Origin of the sequence: Ruminococcus sp. MCC718 (assembly GCF_018783905.1) — a bacterium.
Lineage (GTDB): Bacteria > Bacillota > Clostridia > Lachnospirales > Lachnospiraceae > Hominisplanchenecus > Hominisplanchenecus faecis.
Map to the genome: position 1 here is coordinate 23,008 of NZ_WQNP01000095.1, position 14,833 is coordinate 37,840.

The following is a 14,833-nucleotide window of genomic DNA, read 5'->3' on the forward strand; positions in this document are numbered from 1 at the left end:
CCTCCTATTTTCGCTTACCTGCTTTTTTTGAGATCAGGTATTTTGGTCTTCCTTTTACTTCTTCATAAATCTTGGAAATATAATAACCAATGATTCCAAGACTCATCATGATCAGGCTTCCGACAATCAGGATCAGAAGGATCACTGTCGTAAAACCTTCTACTGCATGTCCGGTAAAATAACGTACAAGAGATTCAATACCAAGCACGATCGCAAACAGAAAAGTAAAGATACCTGCCACCGTCACAAACTGCATCGGAGCCGTTGAAAATGCCACTACATTAGTCACTGCATATTTGATCAGAGACCAGGTAGACCATTTTGACTCACCTTCTGTACGTTCCTGCACATCAAACTCCACGCTGGTGCTGCGATAACCGATCCAGGAGGACAGTGCACGGAAAAATGCATTTTTCTCCGGCATCCCAAGCAGGGCATCGACTGCCTTGCGATCCAGAAGTTTAAAGTCGGAAGCACGTGACATATCAATCTTCACTGCCTTTGACATCATTTTATAAAACAGACCCGCACATGCCCTGTGAATGGCACTTTCTTTTCCACGGCTTCGTTTTACCCCTTCTACCACTTCGTATCCCTGCTCCCAGAGACGGTACATGGAAACCAGCACTTCCGGCGGATGCTGCAGATCGCAGTCCATTACTGCACAGCAGTCCCCTTCTGCATTTGCAAGTCCGGCAAAAATAGCAGATTCCTTTCCAAAATTTCTGGAAAAATGCAGTCCGTTTACATGTGGATTTTTCTCGGCCGCCGTCTCAATCTGCTGCCAGGTTCCGTCTTTTGAACCATCGTTTACAAATACGATCTCATACGGGACAGATGCCTCACTCAGGATGCGGTCCACCGTATCAGCCGTTGTCTGTATCATTTTTTCCTCATTATAAGCCGGTATGATGACAGATAACATATTCTCCCCTCTTTTCTTTTGATTTGCGGACATCCGTGCCTACTCTTTAAAAAATCCCAGTTTTTTGCAGATACGGTATCCCATTTGTCCCCTTAATTTTTTTAATTGTTCCGTTTTGATATCTAATTTTTCCTTCTGCGTCTGGATTTTGACAGTCTGTCTCTGCACTTTCAGTCTCTGCATACAGAGTTTTTGGCGATGTACTTCCAGATTTGTATTTTTCTGTTCCTTCAGTACGATCAGTGTGTCAACTAAAGAACCGGTCAGCATCGTACGGTACGCCTGATATACCTTTCTGGAATAATAATAGTTCTCATAGTCTTCGATTCCAATCTTCCGGAATCCCTCCTGAAGCAGCATATCAAACAGTTCTCTTGCAGATGCTTCGTTTGTCTGAAGATCGATACTCTGAACCAGAAGATTTAAGGTTTTGTTATCAAAACTCTGTTTTACCTTCTCATTTTCAAAAGCTCCCCGCTCTTTCAGAATATCATGTGCTGCCAGAAATGCATCGTACGTGCTATAAAGATCTTTGGAAAGACCTGCGGTAAGATTATTCGCATTATTATAGCGATAGTCGATCAGTCTCTCATCTACAACGGTAATACGTTTTGCCAGATAAAGTGCCTGCATGACAAACACGACATCGTTTGCTCTCTGGCGATGTTCGAACTTCAGATCGTTGTCTGTGATCAGAGAACGGCGGTACATTTTGTTCCATGGAATATTCGTTGTAAAATTAAAAATATACTGCGGAATATCTTCTTTTGAAAACGGCACTTTTTCCGGCATAAATTCTTTTCGCAGATAGTTGGACGGCAGCACATAGCGATCCGTCGTATCATCCCATTTGCGGATATCGCAGACGCACAGATCGGCTTCATCTGCCTCTGCTTTTGTATAAAGCTTTTCCAGTGCATCCAGTGCAAAACGGTCATCCGCATCCCAGAATACCACATACTTACCGCGACATTTTGCAAGACCTGCGTTTCTCGCCGCTCCGGCATACTGATTCTTCTGACGGATCAGAGAAAGGCGGAAATCTCTCGATGCGTAATCTTCGATGATCTCTGCCGAACGGTCAGTTGATCCGTCATCCACGCAGATTACTTCAATGTCTTTTAACGTCTGTTTCAGAACATTTCCAAGGCTGTCAAACAGATAATTTTCTGCATTGTAAACCGGCATAACAACGGAAACTTTGATCTCATCATCTGTTCTTTCATGGCTCAGTTTCAGACTGTCATAACGATCAGCAAAAACCATATGCAGAATACGGTCTGTCGCATGGCCATCGCAGGACCGCATAAATTTCTCTTTGAAATCAATGACTTTCTGTTTGTCAAAACGTTCATCCAGATGGCTGATATAATCGATCATCTCATCGTTTGTCTTGCAGACCGGTCCCGGTGTCAGCTCATTGTAATCGTAATAGAAGCCTCTCCAGTCAAAGTATTCATCCAAGTCATAGGCAAAGAACAGCATCGGACGCTCAAACAGAGAATATTCAAATACCAGTGACGAATAATCCGAAATACAGATATCGCTGACGCAGAGCAGATCCTCGATCGTCATGGTTTTTGTTGCATCAATGGCAAAGGTTCCGTTTAATTCTTCCGGAATCTGCGGTACATTCTTTACTAACGGATGGTGCTTAAAAATCACTACATATTCATCTTTGAAATGCTCGGCAAACTTCTCCAGATCAAAGCAGTCCGGCGTTTTTGCCCTCGCCACACGACCGCGGAATGTCGGTGCATATAAGATGATCTTTTTTCCTTTGGCTTTTGGAAATTCTTTGTACAGGTTCTGGAATGCCTGAGCGATCGTCTCACTGCGATAGAAAATATCCGTACGGCTCGTTCCGACCGGGCGGATTGCATCTTGACGATCCTTCATATCCATGGCTTCCGCATATGCCCACACGATCTCCGGACTGGATACGGTAACATAAGTATAATTCTTGTTGTTCGGATGGCGTTTCAGCTCTTCTGCATTCGGTCCGAAGATCAGCTCCGCAGTGCTCATACCAAACTTTTTGAAGGCTCCGCATGCATGCCACAGCTGGGTAACGATCGTTTCTGGCCGCATATCCACGCAGCTGAGTACGTCGGAAGCTTCATTTACAAAGATGTATTTTGCAGTTGCCGCATCGGCCAGCATCTCTTTACAGCGTCTGATGTATTCTTCTCTTGGGACAAAAGAATTTCGCAGCAGATGTACATGGATATCCAGATCAAAATCTCTTTGCAGCTCATCATACAGAATGCGGAAACTGTTGCTTACGTCCGGCAGACGAAGCTCAATAAAAATGACTTTTCGTTCATCGACCGGCTCATTCTTATGTGCATTGTATGCAGCCGGCAGTGTCTCATAGAGAAGCTTGTCTTTTCTCTTTCTGCCCATATATTTCTTTGCTGCTTTTACCGGCGGAAGTTTCTTAATCTTCTTTCTTCCTTTCCAGTAAACCTTTTTCATTGCTCTTATTACCTTACTCATCCGTTTTCTCCTTCTTGATCATTTCCAGCAGTCGCTCTGTTGCATGTCCGTCGCAGGCACTCATAAATTTCTCCTTGAAATCCGCGACCTGTTTTCTGTCAAAACGCTCCTTAAGATGGAGTACATAATCAACAATCTCCTGCGTGGTGTGCACAACCGGTCCCGGTGTCAGTTCATGGTAATCATAGTAAAAACCACGCCACTCTCCATATTCTTCAAAATCGTAGGCAAAGAACAGCATCGGACGCTCAAATAATGAATATTCAAATACCAGCGACGAATAATCCGAAATACACAGATCACTGACACAGAGCAGTTCTTCGATGACAAATGCATCAGAAACATCATACGCAAAGCTTTGACACTCCTTTGGAACCTCCGGTCTCTGTTTCACAACCGGATGCTGTTTAATCAGCAAAATCCAGTCTTTTCCAAGCTTCTCCTGCATCAGACAGAGATCCATGGAATCCGGTGCCTTCGCTCCCCCCACACTTCCGCGGAACGTCGGGGCATAGAGCATGACTTTCTTTCCTTTTGCTGCCGGACAGATGTCATACAGTTTTTTCTGTGCTGCCTTCTGAAATTTTTCCCGGAACAGAAGATCTGTGCAGCTGACACCGATCGGTACAACACTTTTGTCCTCTTTCGGAAGATTCATGGCCTCCTGATAAGCCCAGATAACCTCCGGGCTTGATACGGTTATATAGTCATAGTTCTTATAATAATTATATTTCAGATATTCTTCTCTGCTTCCGCCGAAAAGCTCCTCACAGGTGCTGAAGCCAAATTTTTTGAACGCACCGCATCCATGCCAGAGCTGCGTGATCACCGTCTCTTCTCTTGGCTCAATGCAGCTGATCACCCTGGAACCCTCACAGAGAAAAATATAATGTGCATCGGCACAGTCCTTCAGACATGCCATCGCATTCTGAATAAATTTCCATTTGTTTCCGGATTCCATCAGATAGTGGACGCTCACTTCCATCTCTTCTTCGCTGCATAATACCTGATACAAAAAACGTAAGCTGCCGGAAAGCTGTGTCAGATTGGCTTCAATGAACACCGCTTTCCACTTTTTTAAAGGCAGCTTACGAAATCTCCTGTATTGCCAGGGAAAAAGAAGCTTTAAGGTCAGAAAAAGATAGAGTCTCTTTATCTTTTTACTCATTCCAGATCATCACCGTTTTTCCCATCAATTTGTGTATATCCATTTCAAATGCTCTGGTTATATCCTTCACATCTCTTACTTCTACTTCCGCACCCATGATATTCTCCAGATAAGATACTACTTCCGGATGCTCTTCATATAACTGCAGCAGACCTTCGTAGTCACTTCTGCCGCTGCGGCTGCTGCCAAAAATACGCAGTCCCTTTTCCAGAACCATGCGGGTATTGATCGGTGCCGGATCTTCGCTGACACCTAAAATACTGATCGTACCCTCCGGATGGATATAATCAATGATCTGATTGATCGCTTTGGATGCCGCTCCGCCTCCAACGCATTCAAACGCATGATCGATCTGCATATCTGCCGGAATTTCATTGACACAGTAGGTACCGTCTGCAAAAGTAAAATCCGACAGTTTGTTTTCCGTGACACCGAAAATATAGATTTTGGAATCCGGAAGCATCTTTTTCAGAAGCAGTGAGGTAATGTAACCCAAATTGCCATCGCCCCACACACCGATCACATCACGTCTCTCATGTGAAAAACGTAAGAAACGATTGATCGCATGAAAGCTCACGCTGACAAGCTCTGTATAGGCAGCTACCGTCGGATTGATCCCCTGCGGCAGACGTACAAAACGATCCGGCACAGCCTGAACATATTCCTGTAGAAATCCATCCATGCTGCTCGCACAGAATTTGCTGGATCGCAGATAATTTTCTGCAATGATATCGTCTTTTTCTACCGGTCGGTTCGGGATCATCACAACCTCTGTTCCGATTTCAAAGGTTCCGGTCGGATCATAGATTACTTTGCCGATCCCCTCGTGGATCAATGCCATAGGCAGTTTCTGACGCAGAATCTCTTCCGCCCTTGCACCTTGATAGTAACGCTGATCCGCATGGCAGATAGACAGTCTGGTCGGACGCACAATCACCTGTCTGTCATCGATCTCCATTTCCTTAAATGCGACTTCAAACTGTCTTGGACGTTTCAGCTGATACACCGTATTTAGCATACGCCATTTCCTCCTAAAATAGACTCTGCAACACGCAAATCGTACGGATACGTAATCTTAATATTGAAAACTTCACCTTCTACCAGATGGATCGCATCCCCTTTGAGAACGAGGATCTTGCAGGCATCGGTCAGGATCGTCTTCTCTTCCTCACTCAGTTCATCGAAAACTTCACGCAGACGCTTTGCATGAAAACTCTGCGGTGTCTGTCCCTGATACATTTTGGAACGATCCGGAATATTGCTGATCTTCTGATTATCCATGCTCTCCACAATGGTATCGGTCGCCGGGATAACGGTATCGCAGGCTCCGTACTCTTTCGCATAGTGGATGTTATCTTCCAGAATACGGTGTGTCACAAACGGACGAACGGAATCGTGGGTGACAATAATGGTTTCTTCATCCAGTCCGTAAAATTTTTCGATATGACTGATCGCATTCATGATCGTATCATTGCGGGTCGCACCGCCTTCGATCACATCGATCTTATCTGAAAGCAGAATATATTTTTTAATGATATCCTGGGTGTAGGTGATCCACTGCTTCGGTGACAGAACGATCACACGCTCAAACTGCGGATTGACCACAAATTTCTCCAGTGTATGGATAATGATCGGCTTGCCGCCAACTTCCATAAACTGTTTCGGTTTCTCAACATTCCCCATACGTGTTCCCTTGCCCCCCGCAAGTACAACGCCGTAAATATTTGTTTTTTCCACGATGCTGCCTCCTATTTCATAAATTCCAGATAACGCGGAAGAACCTCATCCGGTGTTCCGATCTCGATCAGTTTTCCTTCATGCATCCACATGACTTTGTCGCAGAGATCTGCGATCGTATCCAGGCTGTGGGAAACGATCACAACCGTACGCTCTCTGTTTGAGATCAGGCTCTTCATCTTTTCATAACTTTTCTTTTTAAACTTTTCATCACCAACGCTGAGTACTTCATCGATCAGCATGATGTCGGTCTCCAGAACGGCTGTGATGGAAAATGCCAGCTTGGAATACATACCGCTTGAGTAAGTACGCACCGGCATATCAATAAATTTGCCAAGTCCGGCGAATTCAATGATCTCATCCATCTTGGAACGGATAAACTCTTCCGAAAAACCAAGAAGCATACCGGAAAGAATGATGTTTTCTCTTCCGCTCATCTCTTTTTCAAATCCGACACCGATCGACAGAAGGGAAACGGAATGGTTTTTCAGGTCAATGCTTCCCGTATCCGGAGAAAAAATGCCGGCCAGTGCTTTGAGCATGGTGGATTTTCCGCTTCCGTTCTTTCCGATGATTCCGAGGATCTCTCCTTTTTCTACTTCAAAGGATACATCCTTTACTGCCTGGAATACATCGGCCTGTACTTTTTTGAAATGTAATAAACTCTGCTTGATGGAAAACTTCTGCAGGTTTCGATAACTGATATATAAATTTTTTACTTCGATTGCAATTTCGCGTTCCATTATATCACCTTCACATAACTGTTTTCGTATTTATAAATAATCTTTACTCCGATCGCTGACAGTATGAAACTCAGCACCATCCACAGAAGCAGGAATTTTCTTGCCGGTGTCTGGTCATAGATCATACATCTTCTTGCAGAAGTCAGAAGCAGTGCCAGTGGATTGCAATGAAGGATCACTTTATTCCACGGTGCAAATTTTGCAAGCCTTGTTTCTACATTATAAAAAATACCGGTAATATAAAACAGCAGACGCAGTACGATATTGATCACGTTGGACAAGTCCTGTACAAATACGCCAAAATGTGCCACGATCGTACTGCATCCGAACGTGAACAGAAACAGGGTCAGCATGATCGGGATCATGTACAGAATATTAAAGCTGACCGGCACGCGGTAAATGACCATCATAATGATCACGATGCCAAAAGAGATCAGCATTTTAAAGCCGTTTACAAACATGCGGACCATAACCAGAATGTATTTCGGCAAATATACTTTTGCCACAATGGACTTGTTGTTTTTGACGATTTTTACGCTCTGCTGAAGGGTCTTATTAAAGAAATCCCACATCGTCAGACCGATAAAAATGAAGACTGTAAAATACTGCTCTTTTGCATTAAATACCACACCAAAGATCAGGGTGTAGATCAGCATGAAACAGATCGGGTCCAATACCCACCACAGCCAGTTCAGGTAGGAACTTGCCACCTCAGACTGCAATTTCGATTTTGCCGAATAGATCGCGTACTTGTAGTACTTTTTCGTGTCTTTTAGAAATCGACTCATTTTATGCGTTCTCCTCACAAATACTTTTTTGCTTTATCCAACTGCAGACCGCCTCGCAGGCATGTCCGCTCTCATAGCTTCCCATTTGCTGATGATGCTCCATGATCCTCGCTCTGTTCTTTTCTTCATCGAAAGAGCGGATCTGTTTTTCCAGATCTTCCATATTTTCACAGATTGGAAACGGCCACTCATGAATATCTACATAAAAACCGGTCTTTGCAAGATATTCCCGCAGATCCGGTGTATACAGAAAGCATGGTCGGTATAAAAAAGAATAATCCCATATACAGGAGGAATAGTCCGTGATCAGCATATCTGCTGCCGCTAAAAGCTCCTGCATATCAGGATAGTCCGTCACATCCGCTGAGCATTCCGGATCCAATCCTGCCGAATCGTCCTCACTGTAGCGATGTGCCCGGTATAATACATACCACTTTTCGCCATTTTCTTCAAGTACTTTTCGAAGTCCTGTAAAATCCGGCATCTGATTTTTCCCATTTGAACGATAGGTAGGTGCATACAGCAAGATCCGATACTTACGGTCTATCTGATAGGTCTGCCTTACTTTCTGATCCGCCTGCTCTGTGTTCCCACAGACCAGAAAATCATTTCGCGGCATACCGCATTTTAAGATTTCTCCATGGTAAAGAAATGCACGGCGAAACAGCCTGTCACTTGCCGCCTGACAGCTTGATACGATCAGCTGTATATTTTTCGCACAGAATTCTGCACGCTTTCTGGTCGCCCAGTTGGCATCCGGTTTGTCATTTTCAATTTTCTTATAAGCTCCGCCGCCATGCCAGGTGTTGATCAGATACTGCTTTTTGCGAAACGGAAACCACGGAGCATAAGAGCCGTTCGTGATGATCACTTTTGCCGTCAGAAGATAATAAAAACTTCTCAGCGTAAAATGTTTCACAAAATGCAGATCCTTCTCTTCTTTGTCACGATACTGCTTTGGATCTGTAACCATCCAGTATATCTCAAACGTGTCCTTCTCCTGCTCTCTGATATAGTCCGAAAGATATCGCGGATTGCAGGAATAATCATATCCTTTGCCGCCTGTAAGCCCGGTAAAAGCCAGCCGGTTCTTCTGGATCGGGAAGAGGCAAAATGGAAACAGCAATATCTGCAGACATTTGCTGTACAGATATTTGATAAAACTTTTCATACCCTATCTCCTCTGGTTTTCCGTTGTCTTTTTATGCTCTTTCCCGGAAAATCCATAATATTTCCACACACCATGGAGAGCATAGGAAGCAAAATAATAACAGGATTTCAAGATGCCAAAACCCAGGTAACGATATACCATAAAGGTCATTCTCGCCGACTGCAATTTATTTCCTGATTTTCCCTGATTACTTAGCCTATATTTTAACAGAGGTTCCCGGATACCACAAGCTTTTTTATATTTTTGCAGGATTTTCAGCCAGGTAATGTAATCTTCGTGGCTGTCATCGTGCTCCATCGGATAGTTTTTCGCAACTTCCGTTTTCAAAACAACGGAAGAACAGTTGATGCTGTTATGATGCAAAAGGTCACGGTAGGTGATTTCTTCTTTTACCGGAATGATCCGTCCGGTCAGTTCGCCCTGAGGAGTCATCAGCTCTCTTGCCGTACAGCTTAAAACACAGCCTGTCCTTTCCATAGCATCTGTCTGCTTTTTTAATTTCCCGGCTGCCCAGTAATCATCGGCATCCAGAAACGCGACATATCTGCCTTTCGCCATGGCCACACCTTTGTTCCGGCTTCCGGCCGCACCCAGATTTGTCTTATTTTTAATAAAAGAAAACGCAGGGTTATCCCGATACGTCTCCAGCACCTGCTCCAGGTTGTCACCGGAGCCATCGTCTATAACGATGATCTCCAGCGATACCTCCTGGATCAACACGGACTCGATCGCTCTTGATATCAACCCTGCACAATTATAGGCCGGTATGATCACGGATACTAACGGTCTTTTTTCCATAAATACGGTTCTCCTATTGCTGTTTTCCGGTTTCTTTCATTTCCTTTTCTTCCTCTTCTTTGATCTGCTCCAGATTTTCCTTGGTAGCAGCCGTCACCTGCCATTTTTCCACGCCTTCGGTATTTTCTTTCTGGAACAGGATCTTAAAGGTCAGAAACATCAGTTTTATATCCAGCACAAAACTGTAATTCTCAATGTAGGTCAGATCCAGTTTTAATTTATCATACGGTGTTGTGTTGTATTTTCCATAAACCTGTGCAAATCCGGTCAGTCCCGCCTTCACCTTTAGGCGGTAATCAAACTCCGGTATTGCTTTTTTGTACTCTTCTGCGATCTGCGGACGCTCCGGTCTCGGACCGACCATAGACATATCGCCTTTGAGGATATTGAAAAGCTGCGGTAATTCATCCAGGTGAAGATTTCGGATCACACGTCCAACCGGTGTGATACGATCATCATGCTTCATCGCCAGCCTTGCTCCCTGTTTTTCCGAATCCACACGCATGCTGCGGAATTTCATTACATAAAAGACTTTGCCTCCTTTTGTCAGTCTCGCCTGTTTATAAAATATCGGACCTTTGTCGTACAGTTTCACCAGAATGGCAATGACGATCATAAACGGCGATGCCACAATAATTCCAAGCAAAGAAGTTACAATATCAAACGCCCGTTTGAAGAACTGCTGCTCGGCTGTCAGTCCGCGATGGCGGAACAAAAGCAGAGAGGTATCAAACAGGTGAATATTTTCCGCACTCATGATCATAATATCCGATATCTTCGGAATGCTGTAGCAGCGGATATCTTTTTCAAAGCAATATTTCAGCAGGATATTTCGCTCGGATGCCGGAATATCTCCAAGTACCACTGCATGATACTCATCGATCCGCCCTTTGATCGCATCCAGCCCTTTGCTGATATGGATCTTCTCGCAGATGTTGTATTTATCCTCACGACTGGAAATCTTCTGGATCAGATCCTGCGGGCTGTAATCTCCATATACCAGCAGCATCTGTCTCGGCGGATAGATTTTTGTATAGATCCACCGCATAAATACGACCCAGACTACAACGATCACCAGGTCAACGCCGGTCATTTTCAGAATCGGCTCTATGAATTTCGTAAACTTCCAGCGTCCGATCAGTGCCAGCTGCAGATACGTGATCGCATTTACACAGAGCACGGAAAGAACCTGGGAATACAGTACTTCAAAAACCCGCAAATATCCTACTTTGAAGCCGCCGTAAATACGGTAGAAGAAGTACAGCATCAAAGCATATTGTGCAATGACTACATAGTTTCCGCGTTTCCAGAAAGCTTCTCCGATCGCTCCGGAAAATGCATAATCCTTAAACCATACATAAGCGAACACGCCTGTCTGGAGTGTCAGAATAAATGCAGATGCCAGAAACATGATCAGTCTTTTATAACGTTCTCTGTTTTCCATATACTTATCCTCTTCATATAAAATTCTATACTTTTACATCGCCGATAAGTTTACAACACTTTCTCCAAAATTACAATAGCAAAGTCTGTGGCAATGCATGGGATTATGCTTACCATTTATCTTTATAGACCGAGTAACCCCCTACTTTTCCTATCTTTTCAAATCCATTTCTCTGAATTTTAGTATCCTGCTGATCATCTGCAAGAAAAACCAGATAATTCACGCCCTGCTGCCGGATCCTGCGGATCAGCTTTTTGATCTTCGGCTGTTCTTTTCGCATCTGACGGCGGATTTTCCGCACTGGTTTCTCTGATTTGGAACGCCTTCCGTAAAGCAGCCGGATCGATGCATCATACTGCCGCACATAACCGACCAGATCTTCCGGCATCACTGCAAGAGCCGTCTCGCCTTCTGCTCTTGTGGCGGCTATCAGTTCACTGATCTGACACGCATCCGCCGGAAGTTTCTGCATATTGACTGCTTTCTGATAGATGGCCTGACCGCCCACATAAGGATTCTTTCCGGTCACGATGATCAGTGCCATCAGCAGAGATGCACATACAGCCTGAATCGTTTTTTTCTTTCCTGCTGTACATACGCTCACTGCCACATAGGCTACAATCACGGACGTTGGCAGAATCCAGAACATTCTCCAGTAAACAAATCCACCAATGCAGTATTTCATAATGATCCTTGCCGTAAGCGGACAGATATAAACGGCTGCAAATAACAGGGTATACCCCACCAGCCATTTACGGTTTTCTTTGTCATCACGTTTCAGGATCAGAAAGAGGAGTGCCGCTGCAAACAACAGATAATGCCATCCACTTCCGATGTACCAGCCTGCCCTTTCTATGGCAATCTGAAATGCTGTTATCATGATTCTACCCTTTCTTCTAGCGTATGATCACATATGCCGCCGCACAGATAACATTCGGCAGGCAGCATATCACTGCTCTTTTTATGTTTCCCCAATTTCTGTCTTTCACCGCATACAAAAGTGTCATAAGCCCCAGCATGATCGGTGCCAGCATAATACCCATGCCAGACACCAGACATGCCGATGTCATCATCAAAAACAATGTCACCCATGCACCGCACATCCGGTTCGTTTCCATGCATTCCTTTGCCTGCAAAAAAATCGCCGGAAGCACAAACGATGCCAGAAGAGCCTTTCCCTGCCAGATACGGATCGACAGAAATGTTCCCTGCGTGTAGACTGAATAATAAGAAAACATCTGAATCAGCACCAGAAACAGCAGAAACAGTCCCACTTTCCGATCATCTTTATCAAACAGTTTTCTTCCGATCTTCCAGTAAACAAGATAGGAAATCAGAAGAAAGAAGACCGGTTCGACCGTATGTGCCACAACCGCCGCATGCATATGCACCATATCACTGTAGAATGCAAGCAGGATCGGAAACGGTGCAAACACATATCTCGCCGGAAGATACGATGCCAACATTCCGGTATAGGCATCGTACGTGAACATCCCGTTCGTCTCCAGAGTCGTGGTTGCCGTTGCCACATAAAAGGCGTCATCCAGATCCGTTGCCATGCCAAAAACATAAGCTCCCATCTGTATGGCAACCAGCAGAAATGCAAGCCACATGGCCGCTGGAATTTTTTTTCGTGAAAGGCTCTTTTTCCGTTCTGCTCCATCTGCCCTGTTCTTTTTATTTTTCCAGGCAAAGATGACTCCTGCCAGAGCCAGCACGCAGACAAGTATCTCATAGCTGTATTTCAGAACTGCAAATGACTGCCTGGTAAAAATGAGTGGCAACGCCAGCAGCTCAAATACTGCAAACATCAGAACATAACCGCAGATCAGAGCATCTGCCATTCGCACAAACCAGTCTTTCTCCTTCCCTGTCTCAAAAACAGGAAGATTTCCTGCTGCAAGCGGAATGATAAGAAACCACAGCAGAATCTCGAATCCTTTGATCGCCATCCGACTTTTTCTCCTTTATTCCGAAAGTGCTTTCGTTTCCGGTGTCACCTGTTCTGTTGTCGATGTCACATTACCTGTTTCCGGTGTCACCTGTTCTGCCTTCTGTCTTGCTGCCTCGGCTCTTGTCTTCTTTTTGCAGATGCCATTTGCATCAAAACGATACTTTTTGCCGTCGATCACTGCCTTAGTGCCGGTAAGGCGGACACCTTTTCTGTCCAGATAATAATAGTTTCCATTATATACTACCCAGCGTTTTTTCATTTTGGCTCCGGTCTTCGGATTCAGATAATAATATTTGCCTCTGTATTTGAACCATCCGCTTCTTCTCACACCGGTAGACTTTTTAAAATAACAGGTTCTGGAACCGACTTTTACCCAGCCGGTCTGCATACGTCCTGCCACATCAAAATAATAATAGTTTGCTCCGATCTTCTGCAATCCGCTAAGTGCTGCTCCGGTTTCCGGATCAAAATAGTATTTGTAACCTTTGCGTACCTTAAATCCACGATACAGTTTGCCGCCCTTTGCCGCATAGTACTGTTTCTCGCCTATTTTAAACCGGCCCGTCATCACCTGACCGCCGTTTTTCACATAGTACAGGGCACCGTTTGCCTGAAGGAATCCGCTGTAGGCACTTCCGTCTTCATTAAAATAATATTTTTTATCATTAATTTTTACAAATCCGGAAACTTTATGCCCTTCTTCGTCCAGATAATATTCTTTGCCTGCATCGGTAATCCATCCGGTTTTCTTATTGCCGTTCTTATCCAGATAAATCCATTCATCTCCGATCTGATTCCAGCCACGCATTTTCGTGATACCGTAATGGCGTGCGATCGCAGTTGCATCTGCAACAGCCACCGCTTTGATCTTGGCATCGCTTCCATAATATTTCAGACAGTCAGAAGGATTGTTCACAAATCCATGCTCTATGATCATGGTCGGGATCTTCCACTGCCTTCCATAATAGATAATGCCAAGTCCTTCCCCCTTCAGATAGCCGAGATTCTTCATTCCGACCGTTGAAAGATTGCTCACAATATCCGCAGCAAGTGCTCTTGCTTCCACAGCATAATCTGCTTTGTTGCTTGAGATTGGCACATAGGCAAGTGCTCCGGAAACGGTATCCTGCTGATTTCCGGTTGAATTGATGTGCAGGCTCACCAGTGCATCTGCTCCCAGATCTTTTGCCACTTTTACACGGTCATAGCGATCCATGTCCACATTATTGCTGAACCTTGTCATATAAACAACGATACCGGAGTATTTTTCCAGCTCTTCTTTACAGTACTGTGCCATTTTTAAAGTAATGGTCTCCTCCGCATAAGTCACACCGTTCCAGGTACGTCTCGCACCTGCATCGTGTACATCATGTCCGGGATCCAGTACCAGAACAACGTTTCCATTCGAAGCATGTGATGTGACCCCCGTGCAGAACACAAGTCCCAGCATCGCAGCTGCTGCCAGATTTTTTAATATTTTCTTCATCTTTTCCTCCTGATTTCGAAATACTCTCGTAATTTCTTCTTACTTTTACAACCACAATGTAAAAATCACTTCTTATTTTCGTTCATTTTTGTGATACACATTACTTTACATAGTACCCTA

13 protein-coding genes are annotated in these 14,833 nt (G+C 44.4%); all 13 read right to left on the bottom strand.

The features are described from left to right. Positions 1-4 precede the first annotated feature (4 nt). Positions 5-925: a glycosyltransferase family 2 protein gene (locus GPK60_RS08785; RefSeq protein WP_022119680.1), complete on the bottom strand. Its 921-nt coding sequence runs from the start codon at positions 923-925 to the stop codon at positions 5-7. A gap of 39 nt (positions 926-964) precedes the next feature. Then, positions 965-3,424 (bottom strand): CDP-glycerol glycerophosphotransferase family protein, encoded by a 2,460-nt coding sequence (locus GPK60_RS08790; RefSeq protein WP_215659350.1) that lies wholly within the window; start codon positions 3,422-3,424, stop codon positions 965-967. Then, positions 3,417-4,592, bottom strand: a complete 1,176-nt coding sequence (locus GPK60_RS08795; protein ID WP_173865866.1) for a CDP-glycerol glycerophosphotransferase family protein — start codon at positions 4,590-4,592, stop codon at positions 3,417-3,419. Before GPK60_RS08795 ends, GPK60_RS08790 begins: the two co-directional genes overlap by 8 nt. After that, positions 4,585-5,610, bottom strand: coding sequence for a zinc-binding dehydrogenase (locus GPK60_RS08800; protein WP_022119683.1), 1,026 nt, complete (start codon positions 5,608-5,610; stop codon positions 4,585-4,587). Before GPK60_RS08800 ends, GPK60_RS08795 begins: the two co-directional genes overlap by 8 nt. Further along, the gene (locus GPK60_RS08805) at positions 5,604-6,329 is read right to left on the bottom strand and encodes a 2-C-methyl-D-erythritol 4-phosphate cytidylyltransferase (RefSeq protein WP_022119684.1); all 726 of its coding nucleotides are present in this window, start codon (positions 6,327-6,329) and stop codon (positions 5,604-5,606) included. The genes GPK60_RS08800 and GPK60_RS08805 overlap by 7 nt, the downstream gene beginning before the upstream one ends. An 11-nt stretch (positions 6,330-6,340) precedes the next feature. Further along, a complete protein-coding gene (locus GPK60_RS08810) occupies positions 6,341-7,072 on the bottom strand; it encodes an ABC transporter ATP-binding protein (RefSeq protein ID WP_022119685.1) in 732 nt (243 codons plus the stop codon). Next, positions 7,072-7,860, bottom strand: a complete 789-nt coding sequence (locus tag GPK60_RS08815; protein WP_022119686.1) for an ABC transporter permease — start codon at positions 7,858-7,860, stop codon at positions 7,072-7,074. Before GPK60_RS08815 ends, GPK60_RS08810 begins: the two co-directional genes overlap by 1 nt. Position 7,861: 1 nt before the next feature. After that, entirely contained in the window at positions 7,862-9,031 is a 1,170-nt protein-coding gene (locus tag GPK60_RS08820; RefSeq protein ID WP_215659363.1) for a CDP-glycerol glycerophosphotransferase family protein, read from the bottom strand. Positions 9,032-9,034: 3 nt separating this feature from the next. Further along, the gene (locus tag GPK60_RS08825) at positions 9,035-9,829 is read right to left on the bottom strand and encodes a glycosyltransferase family 2 protein (protein ID WP_147632569.1); all 795 of its coding nucleotides are present in this window, start codon (positions 9,827-9,829) and stop codon (positions 9,035-9,037) included. Positions 9,830-9,842: 13 nt separating this feature from the next. After that, positions 9,843-11,273, bottom strand: coding sequence for an exopolysaccharide biosynthesis polyprenyl glycosylphosphotransferase (locus tag GPK60_RS08830; RefSeq protein ID WP_215659377.1), 1,431 nt, complete (start codon positions 11,271-11,273; stop codon positions 9,843-9,845). A 109-nt stretch (positions 11,274-11,382) separates the two neighbouring features. Beyond that, positions 11,383-12,153, bottom strand: coding sequence for a hypothetical protein (locus GPK60_RS08835; protein WP_215659380.1), 771 nt, complete (start codon positions 12,151-12,153; stop codon positions 11,383-11,385). 16 nt (positions 12,154-12,169) lie between these two features. Then, positions 12,170-13,225: a DUF6077 domain-containing protein gene (locus GPK60_RS08840; protein WP_215659383.1), complete on the bottom strand. Its 1,056-nt coding sequence runs from the start codon at positions 13,223-13,225 to the stop codon at positions 12,170-12,172. A 15-nt stretch (positions 13,226-13,240) separates the two neighbouring features. After that, on the bottom strand, positions 13,241-14,713 hold the full coding sequence (locus GPK60_RS08845) for an N-acetylmuramoyl-L-alanine amidase (RefSeq protein ID WP_022119693.1): 1,473 nt from the start codon (positions 14,711-14,713) through the stop codon (positions 13,241-13,243). Positions 14,714-14,833: the final 120 nt, after the last annotated feature.

Coding starts and splice junctions, on each gene's coding strand:
- GPK60_RS08785 (WP_022119680.1), bottom strand. CDS start 925: ATGTTATCTGTCATCATACCGGCTTATAATGAGGAAAAAATGATACAG.
- GPK60_RS08790 (WP_215659350.1), bottom strand. CDS start 3,424: ATGAGTAAGGTAATAAGAGCAATGAAAAAGGTTTACTGGAAAGGAAGA.
- GPK60_RS08795 (WP_173865866.1), bottom strand. CDS start 4,592: ATGAGTAAAAAGATAAAGAGACTCTATCTTTTTCTGACCTTAAAGCTT.
- GPK60_RS08800 (WP_022119683.1), bottom strand. CDS start 5,610: ATGCTAAATACGGTGTATCAGCTGAAACGTCCAAGACAGTTTGAAGTC.
- GPK60_RS08810 (WP_022119685.1), bottom strand. CDS start 7,072: ATGGAACGCGAAATTGCAATCGAAGTAAAAAATTTATATATCAGTTAT.
- GPK60_RS08815 (WP_022119686.1), bottom strand. CDS start 7,860: ATGAGTCGATTTCTAAAAGACACGAAAAAGTACTACAAGTACGCGATC.
- GPK60_RS08820 (WP_215659363.1), bottom strand. CDS start 9,031: ATGAAAAGTTTTATCAAATATCTGTACAGCAAATGTCTGCAGATATTG.
- GPK60_RS08825 (WP_147632569.1), bottom strand. CDS start 9,829: ATGGAAAAAAGACCGTTAGTATCCGTGATCATACCGGCCTATAATTGT.
- GPK60_RS08830 (WP_215659377.1), bottom strand. CDS start 11,273: ATGGAAAACAGAGAACGTTATAAAAGACTGATCATGTTTCTGGCATCT.
- GPK60_RS08835 (WP_215659380.1), bottom strand. CDS start 12,153: ATGATAACAGCATTTCAGATTGCCATAGAAAGGGCAGGCTGGTACATC.
- GPK60_RS08840 (WP_215659383.1), bottom strand. CDS start 13,225: ATGGCGATCAAAGGATTCGAGATTCTGCTGTGGTTTCTTATCATTCCG.
- GPK60_RS08845 (WP_022119693.1), bottom strand. CDS start 14,713: ATGAAGAAAATATTAAAAAATCTGGCAGCAGCTGCGATGCTGGGACTT.